At 63.9% G+C, this 16,599-nt stretch carries 15 protein-coding genes; 8 read left to right on the top strand and 7 right to left on the bottom strand.

From position 1 onward, the window contains the following. The first annotated feature begins 17 nt into the window (after positions 1–17). Positions 18–1,094, top strand: coding sequence for a PA0069 family radical SAM protein (locus tag C8E00_RS01640; RefSeq protein WP_133693743.1), 1,077 nt, complete (start codon positions 18–20; stop codon positions 1,092–1,094). A gap of 28 nt (positions 1,095–1,122) precedes the next feature. Here the strand turns inward: C8E00_RS01640 and C8E00_RS01635 are convergent, their stop codons facing one another. The 3 genes from C8E00_RS01635 to C8E00_RS01625 all read right to left on the bottom strand — a co-directional run bounded on the left by C8E00_RS01635 (position 1,123) and on the right by C8E00_RS01625 (position 6,308). After that, positions 1,123–2,142 (bottom strand): sodium:calcium antiporter, encoded by a 1,020-nt coding sequence (locus C8E00_RS01635; RefSeq protein ID WP_133693741.1) that lies wholly within the window; start codon positions 2,140–2,142, stop codon positions 1,123–1,125. Between the two features lie 171 nt (positions 2,143–2,313). After that, entirely contained in the window at positions 2,314–4,635 is a 2,322-nt protein-coding gene (locus C8E00_RS01630; RefSeq protein ID WP_133693738.1) for an ATP-dependent DNA helicase, read from the bottom strand. After that, the gene (locus C8E00_RS01625) at positions 4,632–6,308 is read right to left on the bottom strand and encodes a VRR-NUC domain-containing protein (RefSeq protein WP_133693735.1); all 1,677 of its coding nucleotides are present in this window, start codon (positions 6,306–6,308) and stop codon (positions 4,632–4,634) included. Before C8E00_RS01625 ends, C8E00_RS01630 begins: the two co-directional genes overlap by 4 nt. A 150-nt stretch (positions 6,309–6,458) precedes the next feature. Here C8E00_RS01625 and C8E00_RS01620 point away from each other — a divergent pair, with 150 nt between their 5' ends. Continuing rightward, a complete protein-coding gene (locus C8E00_RS01620) occupies positions 6,459–6,773 on the top strand; it encodes a hypothetical protein (RefSeq protein WP_133693733.1) in 315 nt (104 codons plus the stop codon). Here C8E00_RS01620 and C8E00_RS01615 read toward each other — a convergent pair. After that, complete coding sequence (locus C8E00_RS01615) at positions 6,730–7,638, bottom strand: oxygenase MpaB family protein (RefSeq protein ID WP_133693731.1); 909 nt, start codon at positions 7,636–7,638, stop codon at positions 6,730–6,732. The two genes, C8E00_RS01620 and C8E00_RS01615, sit on opposite strands and share 44 nt — an antisense overlap. A 192-nt stretch (positions 7,639–7,830) precedes the next feature. Between C8E00_RS01615 and C8E00_RS01610 the strand changes: the two genes are divergently transcribed. Both C8E00_RS01610 and cobO read left to right on the top strand, forming a co-directional pair. Beyond that, positions 7,831–8,562: a ParA family protein gene (locus C8E00_RS01610; protein ID WP_133693729.1), complete on the top strand. Its 732-nt coding sequence runs from the start codon at positions 7,831–7,833 to the stop codon at positions 8,560–8,562. Between the two features lie 72 nt (positions 8,563–8,634). Further along, positions 8,635–9,234, top strand: a complete 600-nt coding sequence (gene cobO / locus C8E00_RS01605; protein ID WP_133693727.1) for a cob(I)yrinic acid a,c-diamide adenosyltransferase — start codon at positions 8,635–8,637, stop codon at positions 9,232–9,234. Here the strand turns inward: cobO and C8E00_RS01600 are convergent. Next, complete coding sequence (locus tag C8E00_RS01600; RefSeq protein WP_133693725.1) at positions 9,228–10,121, bottom strand: cobalamin-binding protein; 894 nt, start codon at positions 10,119–10,121, stop codon at positions 9,228–9,230. The two genes, cobO and C8E00_RS01600, sit on opposite strands and share 7 nt — an antisense overlap. A gap of 106 nt (positions 10,122–10,227) precedes the next feature. Between C8E00_RS01600 and C8E00_RS01595 the strand changes: the two genes are divergently transcribed. After that, positions 10,228–11,001, top strand: coding sequence for an SIMPL domain-containing protein (locus C8E00_RS01595; protein WP_133693723.1), 774 nt, complete (start codon positions 10,228–10,230; stop codon positions 10,999–11,001). Positions 11,002–11,095: 94 nt separating this feature from the next. On the opposite strand, the gene C8E00_RS01590 is transcribed toward C8E00_RS01595, so the two are convergent. Beyond that, on the bottom strand, positions 11,096–12,556 hold the full coding sequence (locus C8E00_RS01590; RefSeq protein ID WP_133693721.1) for a sodium-dependent transporter: 1,461 nt from the start codon (positions 12,554–12,556) through the stop codon (positions 11,096–11,098). Between the two features lie 207 nt (positions 12,557–12,763). On the opposite strand from C8E00_RS01590, the gene C8E00_RS01585 reads away from it, so the two are divergent. The 3 genes from C8E00_RS01585 to C8E00_RS01575 all read left to right on the top strand — a co-directional run bounded on the left by C8E00_RS01585 (position 12,764) and on the right by C8E00_RS01575 (position 16,251). Then, positions 12,764–13,420, top strand: coding sequence for a potassium channel family protein (locus tag C8E00_RS01585; RefSeq protein ID WP_166638211.1), 657 nt, complete (start codon positions 12,764–12,766; stop codon positions 13,418–13,420). 52 nt (positions 13,421–13,472) lie between these two features. Next, entirely contained in the window at positions 13,473–14,834 is a 1,362-nt protein-coding gene (locus C8E00_RS01580) for a TrkH family potassium uptake protein (RefSeq protein ID WP_133693716.1), read from the top strand. 124 nt (positions 14,835–14,958) lie between these two features. Next, positions 14,959–16,251, top strand: a complete 1,293-nt coding sequence (locus tag C8E00_RS01575) for an arsenic transporter (RefSeq protein WP_133693714.1) — start codon at positions 14,959–14,961, stop codon at positions 16,249–16,251. A gap of 16 nt (positions 16,252–16,267) precedes the next feature. Here the strand turns inward: C8E00_RS01575 and C8E00_RS01570 are convergent, their stop codons facing one another. Beyond that, positions 16,268–16,594, bottom strand: a complete 327-nt coding sequence (locus tag C8E00_RS01570) for an ArsR/SmtB family transcription factor (protein WP_133693712.1) — start codon at positions 16,592–16,594, stop codon at positions 16,268–16,270. Positions 16,595–16,599 lie beyond the last annotated feature (5 nt).

Raw genomic sequence — 16,599 nt, 5'->3', positions numbered from 1 at the left:
AGTCAAGGCATTGCATGATGACGACGCCCAGAGACCGCTCCCTCGCCCGCAAGGGCCGAGGCGCAACCTTCGACCCTCACAATCGTTTTTCACCCACGGTCAGCGACGCCGTCGACGATGGCTGGTGGCAGGAAGAAGCGCCCACACGACTAGCAACGCAAGTGCGTGACGAACCGGCCAAGAGTGCGCTGTCCTGGAACCACTCGCCGGATCTGTCCTTCGATCGCTCGTTGAACCCTTACCGCGGTTGCGAGCACGGCTGCATCTACTGTTACGCACGTCCCAGCCATGCCTACTGGGACATGTCACCGGGGCTCGACTTCGAAACCAAGCTGATCGCGCGCACCGGCATGGTCGAGCGACTGCGCGATGAACTCGACAAACCCGGCTATGTCTGCCGGCCGATCAACCTGTCGGGCAACACCGACTGCTATCAGCCGCTGGAAGCGGAACGCGGCACGACGCGAGCCCTGCTGGAATTGCTGCTGGATACCCGCCATCCCGTCACGCTGGTCACCAAGAGCGCCCTGATCCTGCGTGACAAGGCCTTGCTCGCCGAGATGGCCGAGCACCGCCTGGTGCGTGTGTTCGTCAGCCTGACCAGCCTCGATGATGACCTCAAGCGCACGCTGGAACCACGCACGGCGGCGCCGCGCACGCGCCTCAAGGTCATCCGCGAACTCAGCGAAGCCGGCATCCCCGTGGGCACCCTGATTTCACCGGTGATTCCGGGGCTGACCGATCATGAACTCGAGTCCCTGTTGGAAGCCGGCCACGATGCCGGCGCGCGCACCGCCGCCTGGATGCTGTTGCGCCTTCCGCATGAGGTCGCGCCGCTGTTCGAGACCTGGCTCAACGAGCACTACCCGCTACGCGCCGACAAGGTCATGAGCCTGATCCGCCAGTGCCGTGGCGGTGAGGACTACGATGCCCGCTTCGGCCATCGCATGCGCGGCGAAGGCGTGTTCGCGACACTTCTGGGGCAACGTTTCCGCACCACCTGTCGGCGCCTGGGCATCGGCAATCGTACCGAGATGGGCCTCGACACCAGCGCATTTCGCGCTCCGCACGCCCAGGGCGACCTGTTCGACTGAGGCGGCCGCCCGCATCGAATCACGCGGCTCAGGACGCCTCTTGAAAGACCATCGCCACCCCGGCGCCGTATAACAGCACCAGCGCCACGCTCTCGAAGCCGATGCGTGCCGGCCCATGTTTCTCGCGACGCACCAGACCCAGCAGCAATACCGCCGTCATCAGTACCGACAGTGCGATCCACAGCAATGTCTGCTCGGAAACGGCGTGATAGATAGACCCGTCGCGATAGGCGATGTCCGAGGCGGCGGCGAACAGCGTATCGAAGGCGTTGCCGCCGATGATCCCACCCACGGCCAGGGTCAGCGCTCCGCGACGCACGGCCGCCACGGCGGTCACCAGCTCGGGCAAGGAGGTCGCGACCGAGGTCAACAGTATGCCCACGGCGGTCTGGCTCATGCCCGTTTCCGCCGCCAGCGTCGTCGCCGCTTTCTCCATCACCCAGCCGGACACGCCCAGCAACAAGGCCAGCGCGGCAAATGCGCCCCACAGACGCATCAAGGAATAGCGCTGAGCCTCGTCATCCGGTGCATCCTCGCGGGTTTCACGCGTGCGTCGCGGCGTCCACATCGGCTGGCTACGCACTTCATCGATGATGCGCAGCCCATACACATAGCCCAGAAACAGAAGCGGCGTGACCGGGTGAATGCCCCACAATGTCCACTCCGGCGAGTAACGCGCCACCAGCAACATGCCCAGCAGGCACATCAACAATGTGCCCTGCGCCAGATTGCCGATGGATGCTGCCGCATGCTCGAGATTGACGCGTCGCAGCGCCGCATCGGCGAAAGTCAGGAACAACGTCTGTGCAGCAATCCCACCCACGGCATTGCTCATCGCCAGTTCGGGCTGGCCGTTCCAGGCTGCCGTCACCGACAGCACGATGCCGGATAACGACGTCGCCATGCCCATCAGCACCGCCCCGGCAATCGCTTCTCCCATGCCGGTACGGTCGGCCAGCGTGTCCACCACGCCGGTCAGGCGCGTCCCGACCACGCCGATGACCAGGGCACATCCGACGAATAGCACCACACTCAGCATCAAACTCATATTACTCGTCCTTGAGAGGGGGGTTACAAAATAGGCGAGCGACGTCAAGACAAGGCAAAAGCGGGCGAAAAAGCGGAGTTTACGCGGGGTAAATGAGTATTTTAAAGCCGATTTTAACGCCGAATTGTCGAGCGCAGTCCTTTTGTAAACACTCTCTGAGACATGTGCGCCCTACCCTAGAGAAGCGCTGCCCGGGTTGCGAGCCTGAGCGCCAACGCTGTGGGTGACATGCCACCATGACGGCAATAGCGCTTGAATGCGGGGCTCGGCGAAACGGTCATCAATCAAGTGAACCGTGCCCCGGTCCTCGTGTCCACGAATCACCCGACCGGCGGCCTGAATCACTTTCTGTACCCCAGGATAAACGTAAGCATAGTCGTAGCCGGCACCGAACATCGCCTGTAGATAGCGCCGACGCTGCTCGTTGACCGGATTGACCTGCGGCAGTCCCAGGGTGGCGATGAAGGCACCGATCAATCGCTCCCCCGGAAGATCGATGCCCTCGCCGAAGGCCCCGCCGAGTACCGCAAACCCGACCCCGCCCCCGTCCGGCGTGAAACGCGCCAGGAAATCCGTCCGTGCCGTTTCATCCATGCCTCGCGCCTGCTGCCATTGCGGCACCTCGGGGTGCGCCTCGCGCAAATGCGTGGCGACATCTTCCAGATAAGCGAAGCTGCTGAAGAAGGCCAGATAATTACCCGGCCGACGCGCATAGGTGGCGGCGATCAAGTCGGCGATAGGTGCCAACGATGCCTGGCGATCACGAAAGCGCGTGGAGATGTGCCGCGCGATATGCACGCGGAGCTGTTCCGTGGCGAAGGGCGATGCCACGTCCAGCCACACACTGTCCTCGGGCAAGCCCAGTAGATCGCGCTGATAACGCTCGGGCGTCAGGGTGGCCGAAAACAGCACACTGGCATGCGCCGCCTTAAAACGCGGGGTCAGCAAGGGCGCCGGCACGATGTTGCGCAGACTCAGGCACGCATGGCGCAGGCCGCGGTGGCCCGGGCGCATGGCGATGTCGCAGACGAAATGGCGATCGAAGAGTTCGGCGATGCGCACTGTCTTCAAGGCATCGAAATAGAAACGCTGCAAGGCCGGTGACAAGGTATAAGGCGGCTCGGCGGCGACCTGCCCGATCGTCCCCACCAGGCGCTGCAACGCAGCCAGCCACGCCTCGGGGACGCGCTCGAGCGCGGTATGCTCAGTGACACACTCGCGACCCAGCGCGTTCCATTCGCGATTGAGCTGCTTGAGCGCGGCAGTGACACCGGCCGGTTTCTCGCGGATCAGGGCACGCAGATCGCCTTGATCGAGACTGGCGCTGTACATGCTACGTGCGCGTTCGATGAGATTATGCGCCTCGTCGACCAGCACGCCCTGGCGCCAGTCGTTGGCCTGGGTCAATAGATGCAGCATGCCGCCGCTGGCGAAGTAATAGTGATAATCGCCCACCGTGACATCGCTCCAGCGCGCCATTTCCTGCCCCAGGTAATACGGGCAGACGTCATGCGCCAAGGCGACATCGCGCACGTGCGCGCGATCCCAGTCGCCACCGGCGATCAATGCACGCCGTGCGTCAGGCAGCTTATCGAAAAAGCCCGCCGCCAACGGGCAGGACTCGCCGTGGCAAGCAAGGTCGGGATGCTCGCAGGTCTTGTCGCGCGCGGTCAGCTCCAGCACACGCAGCGGGGTCGTTTCCACCACGGGTTTCAGGGCATCCAGCGCCAGCTGTCGCCCGGGGGTCTTGGCGGCGAGATAGCACAGGCCGTCGAGGCGTTGCGTGGGCATCGCCTTGAGCATCGGGAAGAGCGTGCCCAGGGTCTTGCCGGTGCCCGTGGGCGCCTGGGCGAGCAGCGCGCGCCCGGTACTCGCCGCCTTGTAGACGTTTTCCGCCAGTGTGCGCTGCTCACCCTGCCAGTTCGCATACGGAAAACGCAGCGTTTCGAGGGCGCTGTCGCGTGCCGTACGGTGCGCGGTTTCCTGCAACGCCCAGTCGAGAAACGCCGCGCACTGCGCCTCGAAGAAGCGACGCAGGGTGTCGCGGCCCACGCGCTCGACGAGCGGTGTCTCGACCTGGCGAGCGATATCGAAATACACCAGCGCCAGTTCGAGTTCGTCGAGGCCTCGCGTCTCGCACAGCAGCCAGCCGTAAAGGCGCAACTGGGCCCAATGCAGATGACGATGATTCTCCGGTTGACGCGTCAGGTCACCGCGATGGGTCTTGATCTCTTCCAGACGGCCACGTTGCGGATCGAAACCGTCGGCACGTCCACGCACTCGCAAGCCATGTCCGGCAGCGCTCCGATAGACACCGCTCAAGGCAATTTCGCACTCGTAATGAGCCGCGCGACGCGAGGTCACCCAGGCATGCCCCTCGATGCCCTCTTCCGCGCTGGGCGATGGCGTGAAACGCAAATCGAGATCGCCGCGTTTGGCGGTGAAATCGCACAGGCTGCGCACCGCTACCGTATAGGTCACCGTCTCGCTCATGATGCCCACGTCACATGGCAGACATCGAGGGGCATGCCGTGATGTGCGCAAAACGCCAGCCACCGGCGTTGATTGTCCTGCAGCCGATCGCCCGGCCCTTTGACCTCGATCATCCGGTAGCCGCCCTGCGCGGGACGAAACTGGATCAGATCCGGCATGCCCGCCCGATTGGCACGCACGTCACGCAGCAAACGCTCGAACCACAGTCGCAAATGCGCCGCCGGCAGGCACGCCAGCGCCATGTCCAGCAACGCCTCATCGAGTGCCTCCCACTGCACGAAGGGGGATTCGAGCCCGTGCTTGTCATGATAGGTGCGACGGATCACGGCGCGATAGCCATGCGCGCCCTCGGGCACCTCGAGACGCGCCAGACAGCGAGCGAAGAGTGTCTCGCGACGCGATGCGAACTCGGGGCGCAGCAGATCCGCCGGGGCACGCTGGAACGGATGAAAGAAGGCCCCGGGAAGCGGCGCGAACACGGCCTCCCAGCACAGCAAACCGAACAGTGCATTGATCAGCGTATTTTCGACGTAGTACACCGGCATCGACTCGCACGACAGTTGCGCCGCCACGGCGCGTTCCACCGACGCCGTACGGGGTAGCGTCATCGCCAGGCGCGCCGGGACAGGCTCCTCGGTCACGGACGGCGGCGCGAGTTCGAGACGACGATGCAGGCGCGGCAACAGGCGGTCCAGCTGCTGACGCTCGGCCTCGCTTTCCGGCGCCGCCAAGGCCTCGTTGGCCAGCGTCAGAGCCTCGGCGTGGCAGGCCTGGCGCTCCAGCATGCGCAGTCGACGCCCACGGGCACCGGGGTGAACGCTCTGCGCGTAGAGGCCTTCCGCCGCCGCCAGTTCGCCCTCACGCTCATGCGCCCGAGCCAGCAGGAACAGCAGCTTGCCGCGTCGGTTTTCCAGCCACGGATTGGCATTCGGCGGCGGCACGTCATCGAATATGTCGGCAATCGGCTCGCCCGCCTCCAGGCGTTCGCGACAAGCATGCAGATGAGCGTAGGCGTGAATGTCCTCGCGGCGCTGAAAGGCCCGCGACGCCGGGCTCAGCGGTACTCGCTCGAAGCGGCGGATGCCAAGATCGGCGAGCACGAACTCGCTCCAGTCCTGATGCAGATTGCCGAAGAACATCAACCGCAGCCGCTCGCACAACGCCATCCGCGTCATGCGCACCACCTTGAAGGGAATCTCGGGGCACCAAGTGGCCAGCGAATGCTCGCCAAGGTCGGCCTCGGCGAGCACCTCGATCATGTCCGCCTTGCGCGCGCCACGCGTGAGGCCGTGATCCCGCAACAGCCCGTGCAGATGGCGGCCGATCTCGACCTTGGTCAGCAAGGGCCACAGCGCCGCCAGCGATAGAGGCGGATCGGCGTCCACCCATTCGCATTCGATCAACGGCAGCATCGCCGCAGACGGCGTTCCGATTTCCGCATAGTCGAGCCGATCGTCACGAAACGTATCGCCTTTGCGCATGACCATACGCACCCACAGCGCCTGCGCGGACTGCGGCAAGGTGTCAAAGCGCGTGAGGAAGTCGCGTTCGTGGTCGTCGAGCAGATCCACGTAGCAGGCCTCGATCCAGCGCAAGGCGCTACGGAAGTTATGCAGATAATAAAGTGGATCGTCGAGGGACGCGGGGCGCGGCGGGAGCGGCGTAGCGTTCATGGGCACATGATAGCAACCGCGTCCTGGCGACCCAAGTACAACGCGCCTTGCCTGGCGATATGGCAGCACGCGACATTGCGCCGCCCCGCCACCGGGGCCAGCTTTGTTATAATCTCGACACGCATTCAATCGACGCAGAAAGAGTCCGCCGTGAAAGACGCTTCATCCTCGCGCGATGCGACGCCGCGCCGTGCCAACAAGCCAGGCTGCCTGGGCCTGATCGTCGGCGCCATTGCCTTCATCGTGGCGGTGTACGCCGTCATCATCTATTTCATCAGCCAGGGCGCGACCCCGGAAGACGAAGCCGGCGAGGAACGCGCCATCGCCCAGTGCTGGCAGTCGCTGGCAGCGCCGGAGATGAACGATCGCCAACGGCATACCACCGAGAAACGCTGCCAGGAGATGACCGAGCAGTTCGAACTCAAGTACGGTCAGGCGCCGTCGGTGACCCGGCCGCCGTCGTAGTTCCGGCGATTCGCCGACGTGCACGGTTCGAGGCGCCATTGCGCACCGACCAGCGCATGATCGGCACCAGCCGATGCACGCCCGTGCGCACGGCATGACGCTGCCAGCGCGGCATGTCGCGGTGGGCCATCTCGGCCGCCCAGAACGGTAACAAGTCGACACCGGCGCGCATCGTCAGCGCCACCAGCGGTCGCGCCAACGGATGCGGCGCCGGCGCCCCGATCAACAGCCTGAAGACCTCGGCGGTACGCGCATCGAAGCGCAACTGCGGACGCATCGCCTCGAGATAGGCATCGGTATCACCGCGCGTGCGTGGCACGTCACGCGCCCCCAGTGCCTCGGCGATCCGTGCCACTTCGGCATAGTAACGATCCTGGTCGGCAGCACTCAGGTCAGGGTTGCGGTAGCGCAGATGTGCGGCAAGAAAACGACTGACCTCGGCGGTGTGCACCCAGGTCAGCAGGCCCGGGTCATTGGCGGTATAGGGCCGACCATCAGGCGCGGTACCCGCCACGCTGTCATGAATCCGCCGCACCCGATCGATGAGGCGCTCGGCATCGGCGGTAGAGGCGAAGGTGGTGGCGGCAATGAACTGGCTGGTGCGGCGCAACCGGCCGAGCATATCGTCGCGAAAGTTGGAATGGTCCCACACACCGGCCAGTGCCAGAGGATGCAGCATCTGCAACATCAACGCGCTGATGCCGCCGCACAGCATCGAGGTGAAATCGCTGTGCACACGCCAGCAGACGCTCTGCGGGCCGAACAACCCGGGGTCGCCGGGCGGCTGCTCATAATCGATACCGCCCAGCGCCATGCCCGTCACCCCCATGATCTGACGCTCGATACGCCGCCTGAGTACTTCCACCGTCGCCTCCCGTGCCGCAGAGCTGGCACTTCCCTTGCTCCTGTCGAACATTCACAATGAACGTATCATCAGGGTACCGCGTTATCGTCTGCAGGAGCGCCGACACACGCGTCGATGGTACGCTTGGCCGGTCATGTAAGTGTCACCATCGACTGTCACCTTACCCGACGCCATTGCCCGGGAGAAATCGCGATGAAAATGCTCGCCATCTACAGTATCAAAGGCGGCGTGGGCAAAACCGCCTCGGCCGTCAATCTGGCCACCTTGGCGAGCCAGGCCGGTTATCGCGTATTGCTCTGGGATCTCGATCCGCAGGCGGCCACTACCTACTATCTACGCGTCAAACCCAAGATACGCGGTGGCGTGGACAAGCTCGTCAAGGGCAAAGCCTCGTTCGACAAGGTCATCCGCACCAGCGAGATGCCTGGTCTTGACCTGCTTCCGGCCTCGTTCGGCTCGCGTGAAATGGACCACCTGCTCGAGGATCGCAAGCTCAGTCGGCTACGCAAGATACTCAAACCGGTTCACGACGATTACGATCTGGTGATACTCGATTGCCCGCCAAGCATTTCCACACTCTCCGAACATGTCTTCTCGAGCGTCGATGCCCTGCTGGTGCCAATCGTGCCGACGACGCTCTCGCTGCGCACCCTGGAACAGCTGCGCGAGTACCTCGATGAAGCCGACCATACCTGCCCGGTCTGGCCCTTTTTCGCGCTCGCCGATCGCCGCAAGAAACTCCACCTCGAGGTCATGGCCACCCTCAAGCAGGATTGGCCCCTGATGTTGTCCACCACCATCCCCAACGCCAGCGCCATCGAGCGCATGGGACTCGAGCGCGCCCCGGTCACGCAGTTCGCGCGCTCCTCACCTGCGGCAAGGGCCTATCGTAGCCTGTGGCAGGAACTCGAACAGCGCCTGTAAGCCGCGTGCGTCATGACATTGTGCGGCGTACCCGTCGCGCGTTACGTTGCCTCTTTTGTCCAGGAATATCGCATGACCGACCGTCAATCCCGCCATCGCAACGCCATGCGCAACCTCAAGTCGCATGTCGACGAGAAGGTCGCCGCCGCCACCGAGCAACGCGGCCTGTTGCTCGTTTTCACCGGCAACGGCAAAGGCAAGACGACCGCCGCCTGGGGCACCGTTACCCGCGCGCTCGGCTACGGCTATCGGGCCGGCGTGGTGCAGTTCATCAAGGGGATGTGGGAATGCGGCGAGCGCGAACGCCTCGAGGATGATCCCAACCTGAGCGTGCATATCATGGCCACCGGCTTCACCTGGGAAACCCAGAACCGGGAGTCTGACACCCAGGCCTGTCAGGCCGTGTGGGCGGACGCCCAACGCCTGCTGAGCGACCCCGATGTCTACCTCGTAGTGCTCGACGAGATCACCTACATGCTCAAGTTCGGCTATCTCGACATCGCCACGCTGCGCGAAGCCCTCGCCAACCGGCCACGCGAGCAGACGGTGATCGTCACCGGCCGCAATGCCCATCGTGAACTGCTCGACATGGCCGATACCGTCACCGAGATGCAGGAAGTACGACATGCGTTCAATGCCGGCGTCCAGGCACGTCGCGGCATCGATTATTGAGTGTCTTGTTCAGGGGGTTGTGATGCCCGCTCGAGGGCCTGACAGACCTGTGCGATGCCCTCGACGAGTCGTGGACCGGGGCGGCTGATGAGATCCGGGGCGAGCGTGTAAAGATGGCCGTTGCGCACCGCCGGCAGCCAGTCGTGGCCTTGCCAGGTGTGCTGCCAGTCATCGCTGCGCGAGGCCGACAGGATCACCTCGGGACGCGCCTCGATCAACGCCTCGCGCCCGATCTCCGGCACCAGTACCGAGCGTTCGGCAAACAACGGCGTCCCCCCGCAATGGCGGATTGCCTGGGTGATGATATGCCCATCGCCCAACGTGGTCAGCGGGGTGCGTCCCAACTGATAGAAGACGCGCGGCGTCTCGCTCAGCGTTTGCCGCGAGGCAGCCAGGCGTGACTCGAACGCCTCGGCCGCCCGCGCGCCCGCCTTCGCATGACCGGTGAGACGGCCCAGATCACGCAAGTCATTCGCCACATCGTCGAGCCGGCGAGGCTCACTCTCGTAGACCGGCACGCCCAGCGCCGCAAGGCGCTCCACCACGCTGCGCGGCGTGCCGCTGCGCCAGGTCACGACGAGATCCGGCTCACGCGCCATGATGGCCTCCAGCGCGATGCCTCGATAACTGCCCACCCGCGGAATGTCCCGAGCGGCAGGCGGAAAATCGCTGCCCTGCAGCACGCCCACCAGACGTTCGCCGGCCTCCACCGCATAGAGCATCTCCACGATATGCGGCGCCAGCGCCACGACACGCTCGGCGGGACTATCCAGCGTGATCTTGTTGCCGGCATCGTCGGTCACCTCGATCGCCGCCAGCGCCAGATCGGACGATAACAACGTCACCAGCACCAGCAGATGTGTCAGAAACGCGTCAATACGGCGCAACCTCACGCCCTCCCATAGCCACTCTCGGGCGCGCAGGATAGCATGGTCACTTGAGTCATTCGTCTCGACGACGGCTCAGTGTTCTCAACACCCACAGGAGAGTTGCATGATGCGCAAGGATATTCGTCTTCCCGGCATGGCGACGGCGCTACTCGGCGCGTTGCTGGTGGTCACTCCCCAGGCGCAAGCCAAGCCCGGCCCCAACGCCTCGCATGCACTTCACGTGCAAGCACAGTCGAGCCTCAACGTGGCACCGAACATGGCACGGCTCAATGCACGCTTATGGGAGCGTACCCCGGCCGTGGCCCGTAGCAAGGCCGGCAATGACGCCCAGGCGCTTGCCGACGCACGCCAACGTCTCGAGTCACGCACCGGTACGCTGATCCGCGCCCTGGAAGAGGCCGGTGTAAAAAGCAGTGACATCAAAGCCGGCTCGCTCAGCGTACATCCCGAGATCATCGTGCGCTCCCAGGAGGACGATAACGCCGAAGATCAAGTGCGCACCCAGGTCACGCGTCCCGTCAGCGTGACGATCAATGACCTCGAACGCTTGCCCAGCATTCTCGATGCCCTGACCGCTGCCGGCGTGGATGCACTGGAGGGTGTCGAATATGGCCTGAAGGACCGCGACGCAGCCACCGACAAGGCGCTGTCGAAAGCCCTCGAGCGCGCCACACACAAGGCTCGGCTGATGGCCGACACGCTCCAGATCAAGCTCGGCGATGTGATCAATGTCGAGGAAACGCAGTCGCCCACCTACACGCCGCGTACCATGATGATGCGCGCCGAATCCGCCGATGCCAAAGCGGCACCGGAATACCGCGCCGGGGAAATCCCCATCGAGGCCGGCGTGAACGTCACCTGGGAAATCGAAGACTAGGCGCCTAACGACTCGACCACGTCGTTGCCGACATGCAGAAGTCCGGCCTTGGCCGGACTTCTGTATCCGTCATACGCACTTTGCCGGGGCCCATTCAACCGGCGAGCTGACGCCCGACGCGAGGGCTCAGCATTTCGCCGAGCACGGTGATCACCACCAGCACCGCGAGGAACCACGGCCACTGGCTGCCGATGTCGATGCTCATCACCCCCAACGCGTCGATAAAGATCAGCACGATCCCCAACGGGCTGACATAACGCACCATCAACAACCATAGCGCATGCTGACGCTTGGAAAGGCGCAACTCGTCGCGGAAGGTCCCGTCACGCAGCAGGAAGCCGGCCATCAAGCAGAGCCCCAGACCGCCCAGCGGCATCATCCAGCGTGAGGTCAGGTAATCGAGCCAGTTGAAGAAGTTCTTGCCGGCGAAGGTCCAGTCGGCGCCCAGGTTGAACGACAGCATGGCCAGCGTGCTCAGCAACCAGAGCACGATGCCACTGCTCCAGGCCGCGCGCTTGCGACTCATGCCCTTGCGCTCGGTCAACCAGGCCACGGTCGCCTCGATCATCGACACCGCCGAGGTCAACGCCGCCACGCTGAGCATCACGAAGAAGATCACCTGCAGCACACTGCCCAGCGGCATCTGCTGGAAAGCCAGGGGCAGGCTCATGAAGATCAGTCCCGGGCCACTGGCCGGATCCATACCGTTGGCGAAGATCGCCGGGAAGATCGCCAACCCGGCCATCAGCGCGATCAGCGTATCGCAGATCGCCACCGTGAAGGTCGTCCGCGCGATGGACTTGTTGTCGGGCAAATAAGCACCGTAGGCCATGATCGCGCCCGCCGACAGCGACAGCGTGAAGAAGGCATGCCCCATCGCCGCCAATAGTCCCTCGCTCGACAGCTTGCCCACTTCGAAGGAGAACAAGAACGTCACCGCCTCGCCGAAGCCCCCCGAGAACATGGCATAGACGATCATGACCAGCAGCAACAGCACCATGCCCGGCATCATCCAGCGCATGTTGCGCTCGATGCCCTCCTGCACGCCCTTGCCGACGATGAACATGGTCACCACCGTCACCAGCGTGCTCCACGCCCCCAGGGTCAGCGGGTTGGCGTTGTTGGCGCCGAAGATCGCCGCCATGTCTTCCACGCTGCCGCCTTGCAGGCCACCGCTGATCGCCTTCCACAGATAGGCCAGCGACCAGCCGGCGACGACCACGTAAAAGGACAGGATCATGAACCCGGCGAGCATCGACATCCAGCCGAAACCGGACCAGATCTTGCCGCGCCCGGATTCCTGCGCCACGCGCTTGACGGCATCGATGGGACTCCCGCGCCCGCGCCGCCCGAACGCAATCTCGGTCATCATCGCGGGAATGCCGATGCACAGGATACAAGCCAAGTAGACGAGCACGAAGGCGCCGCCGCCATACTCCCCGGTCATGTAAGGGAATTTCCAGATATTGCCCAGGCCCACTGCCGAGCCCGTCGCCGCCAGCACGAAGCCCCAGCGGCCGATCCAAAGATTTTTGGGTTGCTGTCTTGCCGTCATGGTTCACCTGAAGAGTTATTGTTGTGGTTCATGCAACGCGGCGCGAGCATTTGCCACCGGGCGATTCTACCGTTTTCCACCCAGACTTCGCGAACCGCGTCTGCCCGAACCGCGACGGCGGGGCAATCGCTGGAGCCCATTGCCGGCGTATGCGAAGCTGCCCCCCGGACCCGGCGCATCACGCGCATCCATAGCCCAGGAGGTCGCATGACACGCCAATTCGCCATTCTCGGTCTCGGCTATTTCGGCAGTACGGTCGCGCGCGAGCTCAAGCGCCATGACAATCAGCTACTTGGCGTCGACCGCAACGAGAGCCGTGTCGATGCCATGGCCGAGCACCTCGATCATGCCGTCATTGCCGATGTCACCGACGAAAAGACGCTCGCCGAACTCTCGCTGGAGAGCTATGACGCCGTGGTCATCGACGTCGACGGCAACCTCGAGGCCAGCGTGATCTGTACATTGCACGCCAAGGAACTAGGCGCCCGCGACATCTGGGCCAAGGCACACTCCGACGCCCACTACAAGCTGCTCAAACGCCTCGGCGCCGACCATATCGTCTACCCGGAGTACGATACCGGCCTGCGTGTCGCCGAAAGCCTCAATTATCATGCCATGGTCGATTTCATTCGTCTCGGCGAACGCGAGTTCATCGTCGAGATCGAGACCACCGAACGCCTCACCCAGCACTGCGCGACCGTGGCGCAGCTCGATATCGACGAACGCGCGCTTTCCCTGGTCGCCATCAAACGCGGCGACGAGGTGATTCGTGCCCCCGAGCGCGACACGGAGCTCGCGTGCGGCGACCACCTGATCCTGATGGGCGATCTCGCCGCCCTGCGTGAGCTGGGGAGTCAATTATAATGCCACACCATTTGCCCCCGCCCGTCGCCGTCCCGACACGAGGCCTTTAAACATGGGGGTCTGGCAACGTTTGTCACGCCCCTGGCGGCATACGCCGCATGGCCGCATGCTGCGGCTTTCGCCGCCGGAAATTCTGCTCTTGGGCTTCACCCTGCTCTGCCTGATCGGGGGTGGCCTGTTGCGACTGCCCATGGCCGCGACGGTACCGCTCGACTGGCAAGAAGCGCTATTCACCGCCACCTCGGCGGTGACGGTCACTGGCCTGACCGTCGTCGATACCAGTGGGTTTACGGGGTTCGGTCAGCTCGTACTGCTGATCTTGATCCAGGTCGGCGGACTGGGATTCATGACCTTCGGGGCACTGACGTTGCTGTTGCTGGGGGCACGTCTTCCTCTACAGCAGCAAACCCTGGTGCGTGAAACGCTGGGTAGCAGCTCATTGAGCGAACTTTCCCAGCTCGTGCGTCTGGTGGTGGCCTTTGCGATGGTGGTCGAGGCGCTGGGGACGGCCCTTCTCGCACTCCACTGGGTGCCGGAGCTGGGCTGGTCGCGCGGCCTGTGGGCCAGCCTGTTTCATGCTGTCTCCGCCTTCAATAATGCCGGTTTCTCGCTGTGGCCCGACAGCCTGACGCGCGACGTCGGCACGCCCCTGGTCACACTGGTGGTCAGTGCGCTGTTCATCGTCGGCGGGCTGGGGTTCATGGTGATCAGCGACATCCGCGAAAAGCGACGCTGGGGACGTTTCTCCATGCAGACCAAGATCGTGCTGAGCGCGACCCTGGCGATCAACCTGATGGCCATGGCGGCGATCGCGTCGCTCGAATGGCACAATCCCGCGACGCTGGGCGGACTGGACACCTTCAGCGACAAATTGCAAGCAGCCTGGTTTCAGGCCGTGACACCACGCACCGCCGGTTTCAACAGCGTCGATACCGCCGCCATGTCAGATGCCTCGACGCTGCTCACCATGTTGCTGATGTTCATCGGCGGCGGCACGAGCTCTACCGCCAGCGGTATCAAGCTCACCACCTTCATCGTACTGTTGTTGGTGGCGCGGGCCTTCCTCCGCGGGACCCAGCCTGCGGCCTATGGACGCGCCGTCGGCGAACAGACGGTCATGAAGGCCGTCGCCGTGGCACTGGCCGGGGTGGCGCTGGTGTTCGTGACGCTGCTAGTGCTGTGCATCACCGATGGGCGGCTCGCGTTTCTCGACCTGGCCTTCGAGAGCGTCTCCGCCTTCGGCACGGTGGGCTTGTCGCGCGGCATCACCGAGGAACTGTCGTTTCCCGGGCAATGGATGCTGATGCTTACCATGCTGCTCGGCCGCGTCGGACCGCTGTCGCTGGGGTACTTCCTGGCCACGCGGCGCACGCGGGGAATGCGCTACGCGGAGGGCCACATCCAGATCGGCTGAGATACCGGCTCGTGGTGCCACTGCCGTTGCCCGCACGCGGGCGACGGCAGGCGAACGGTTGCAATATTTCCATGATTGTTCAAATATAGAAGCGTCATTTTTCGATAGTCGCGACGGACGCCTCATGCTGCTTGCCCTGCCCATCTTCATCGCCACGCTCATTTTCGTCATCTGGCAGCCGCGTGGCCTGGGGATCGGCTGGAGCGCAAGCGCCGGTGCATTGATCGCGCTGCTCACCGGCGTCATCCACCCCGCGGACATTCCCGCCGTGTGGTCGATCGTCTGGAACGCCACTTTCACGTTCATCGCCATCATCATCACCAGCCTGCTGCTCGACGAGGCCGGCTTCTTCGAATGGGCGGCCTTGCACGTCGGCCGCTGGGGCAACGGCCGGGGGCGTCGCCTGTTCGTTTTGGTGGTACTGCTTGGCGCCGGGGTCGCGGCGTTCTTCGCCAACGACGGTGCAGCCTTGATCCTCACCCCGATCGTCTTCGAGATGCTCGTCGCGCTGGGCTTCAGCGCCGGGGCGACACTGGCGTTCGTGATGGCCGCCGGCTTCATCGCCGATACCGCCAGCCTGCCACTGGTGATCTCCAACCTGGTCAACATCGTCTCGGCGGACTATTTCGACATCGCCTTCGGTGAGTACGCGCGGGTGATGGTGATCGTGGATATCGTCTCGGTGCTGGCATCGCTGGGCATGCTGTACCTGTTCTTTCGACGCGCGGTGCCCTCGACCTATGCCCTCGGCGATCTGCGCAAGCCGCGTGAGGCGATTCGCGATCCGGCGGTCTTCAAGGCCGGCTGGTGGGTGCTGGGGCTCTTGCTGGTGGGCTTCTTCGTGGCCGAACCGCTGGGCGTGCCAGTCTGCGTGATCGCCGCTATCGGCTCGCTAGTCCTGTTCGTGATCGCCCAGCGCGGTCATCACATCCGCACTCGCAAGGTTTTGCGCGACGCCCCCTGGAACATCGTGGTGTTTTCGTTGGGCATGTACCTGGTGGTGTATGGCCTGCGCAACGCCGGGCTGACCGACATGATCGCCGGCGGTCTGGAATGGCTGGGCGGCCATGGCCCCTGGATCGCCACGCTGGGCACCGGCTTCATCGCCGCCGGCCTTTCCTCGGTGATGAACAACATGCCCACCGTGCTGGTGGTCGCCTTGTCCATCGACGCCAGCGACGTCACCGACCTGACCCAGCAGGCGATGGTCTATGCCAACGTCATCGGCAGCGACCTGGGGCCCAAGATCACGCCCATCGGCAGTCTCGCCACCCTGCTGTGGCTACACGTTCTGTCACGTAAAGGCATGACCATCGGTTGGGGCTACTATTTCCGCGTGGGCATCGTGCTCACCGTCCCCGTACTGACGGTCACCTTGCTGGCGCTGGCCGCCTGGCTACAGTTGCTCGCGGCATGAAGCGGCAGACCCGGGATCAGCAACGGCCGACGTCATCCGGCAATCGACACTGCTCGGGTTGATCGTCACAACAATGCGCGGTCAGGTAATCCATCAGACCGCGCATCTGCAAGAAATCGGCACGGTAGTGAACATGCCGGCCATGCGATTCGCCATGCACCAGACCGGCGTGCGCGAGCTCCTTGAGATGGAAGGAGAGCGTCGAGGGCGAGACCCCGAGAGCCTCGGCGATATCGCCGGCGAAGGCGCCATCGGGGCCGACCCCCACCAGGTGCCGAAAGATCGCCAGTCGCGTGCGCTGCGCCAGCGCCGACAAGGCCTTGAGAGCGTCATTCGTTTCCATATTTG

It is taken from the genome of Chromohalobacter marismortui (assembly GCF_004364315.1).
Lineage (GTDB): Bacteria > Pseudomonadota > Gammaproteobacteria > Pseudomonadales > Halomonadaceae > Chromohalobacter > Chromohalobacter marismortui.
Note: the sequence above shows the minus strand (reverse complement) of the source record. Positions and strands in the feature narration are given on the sequence as shown.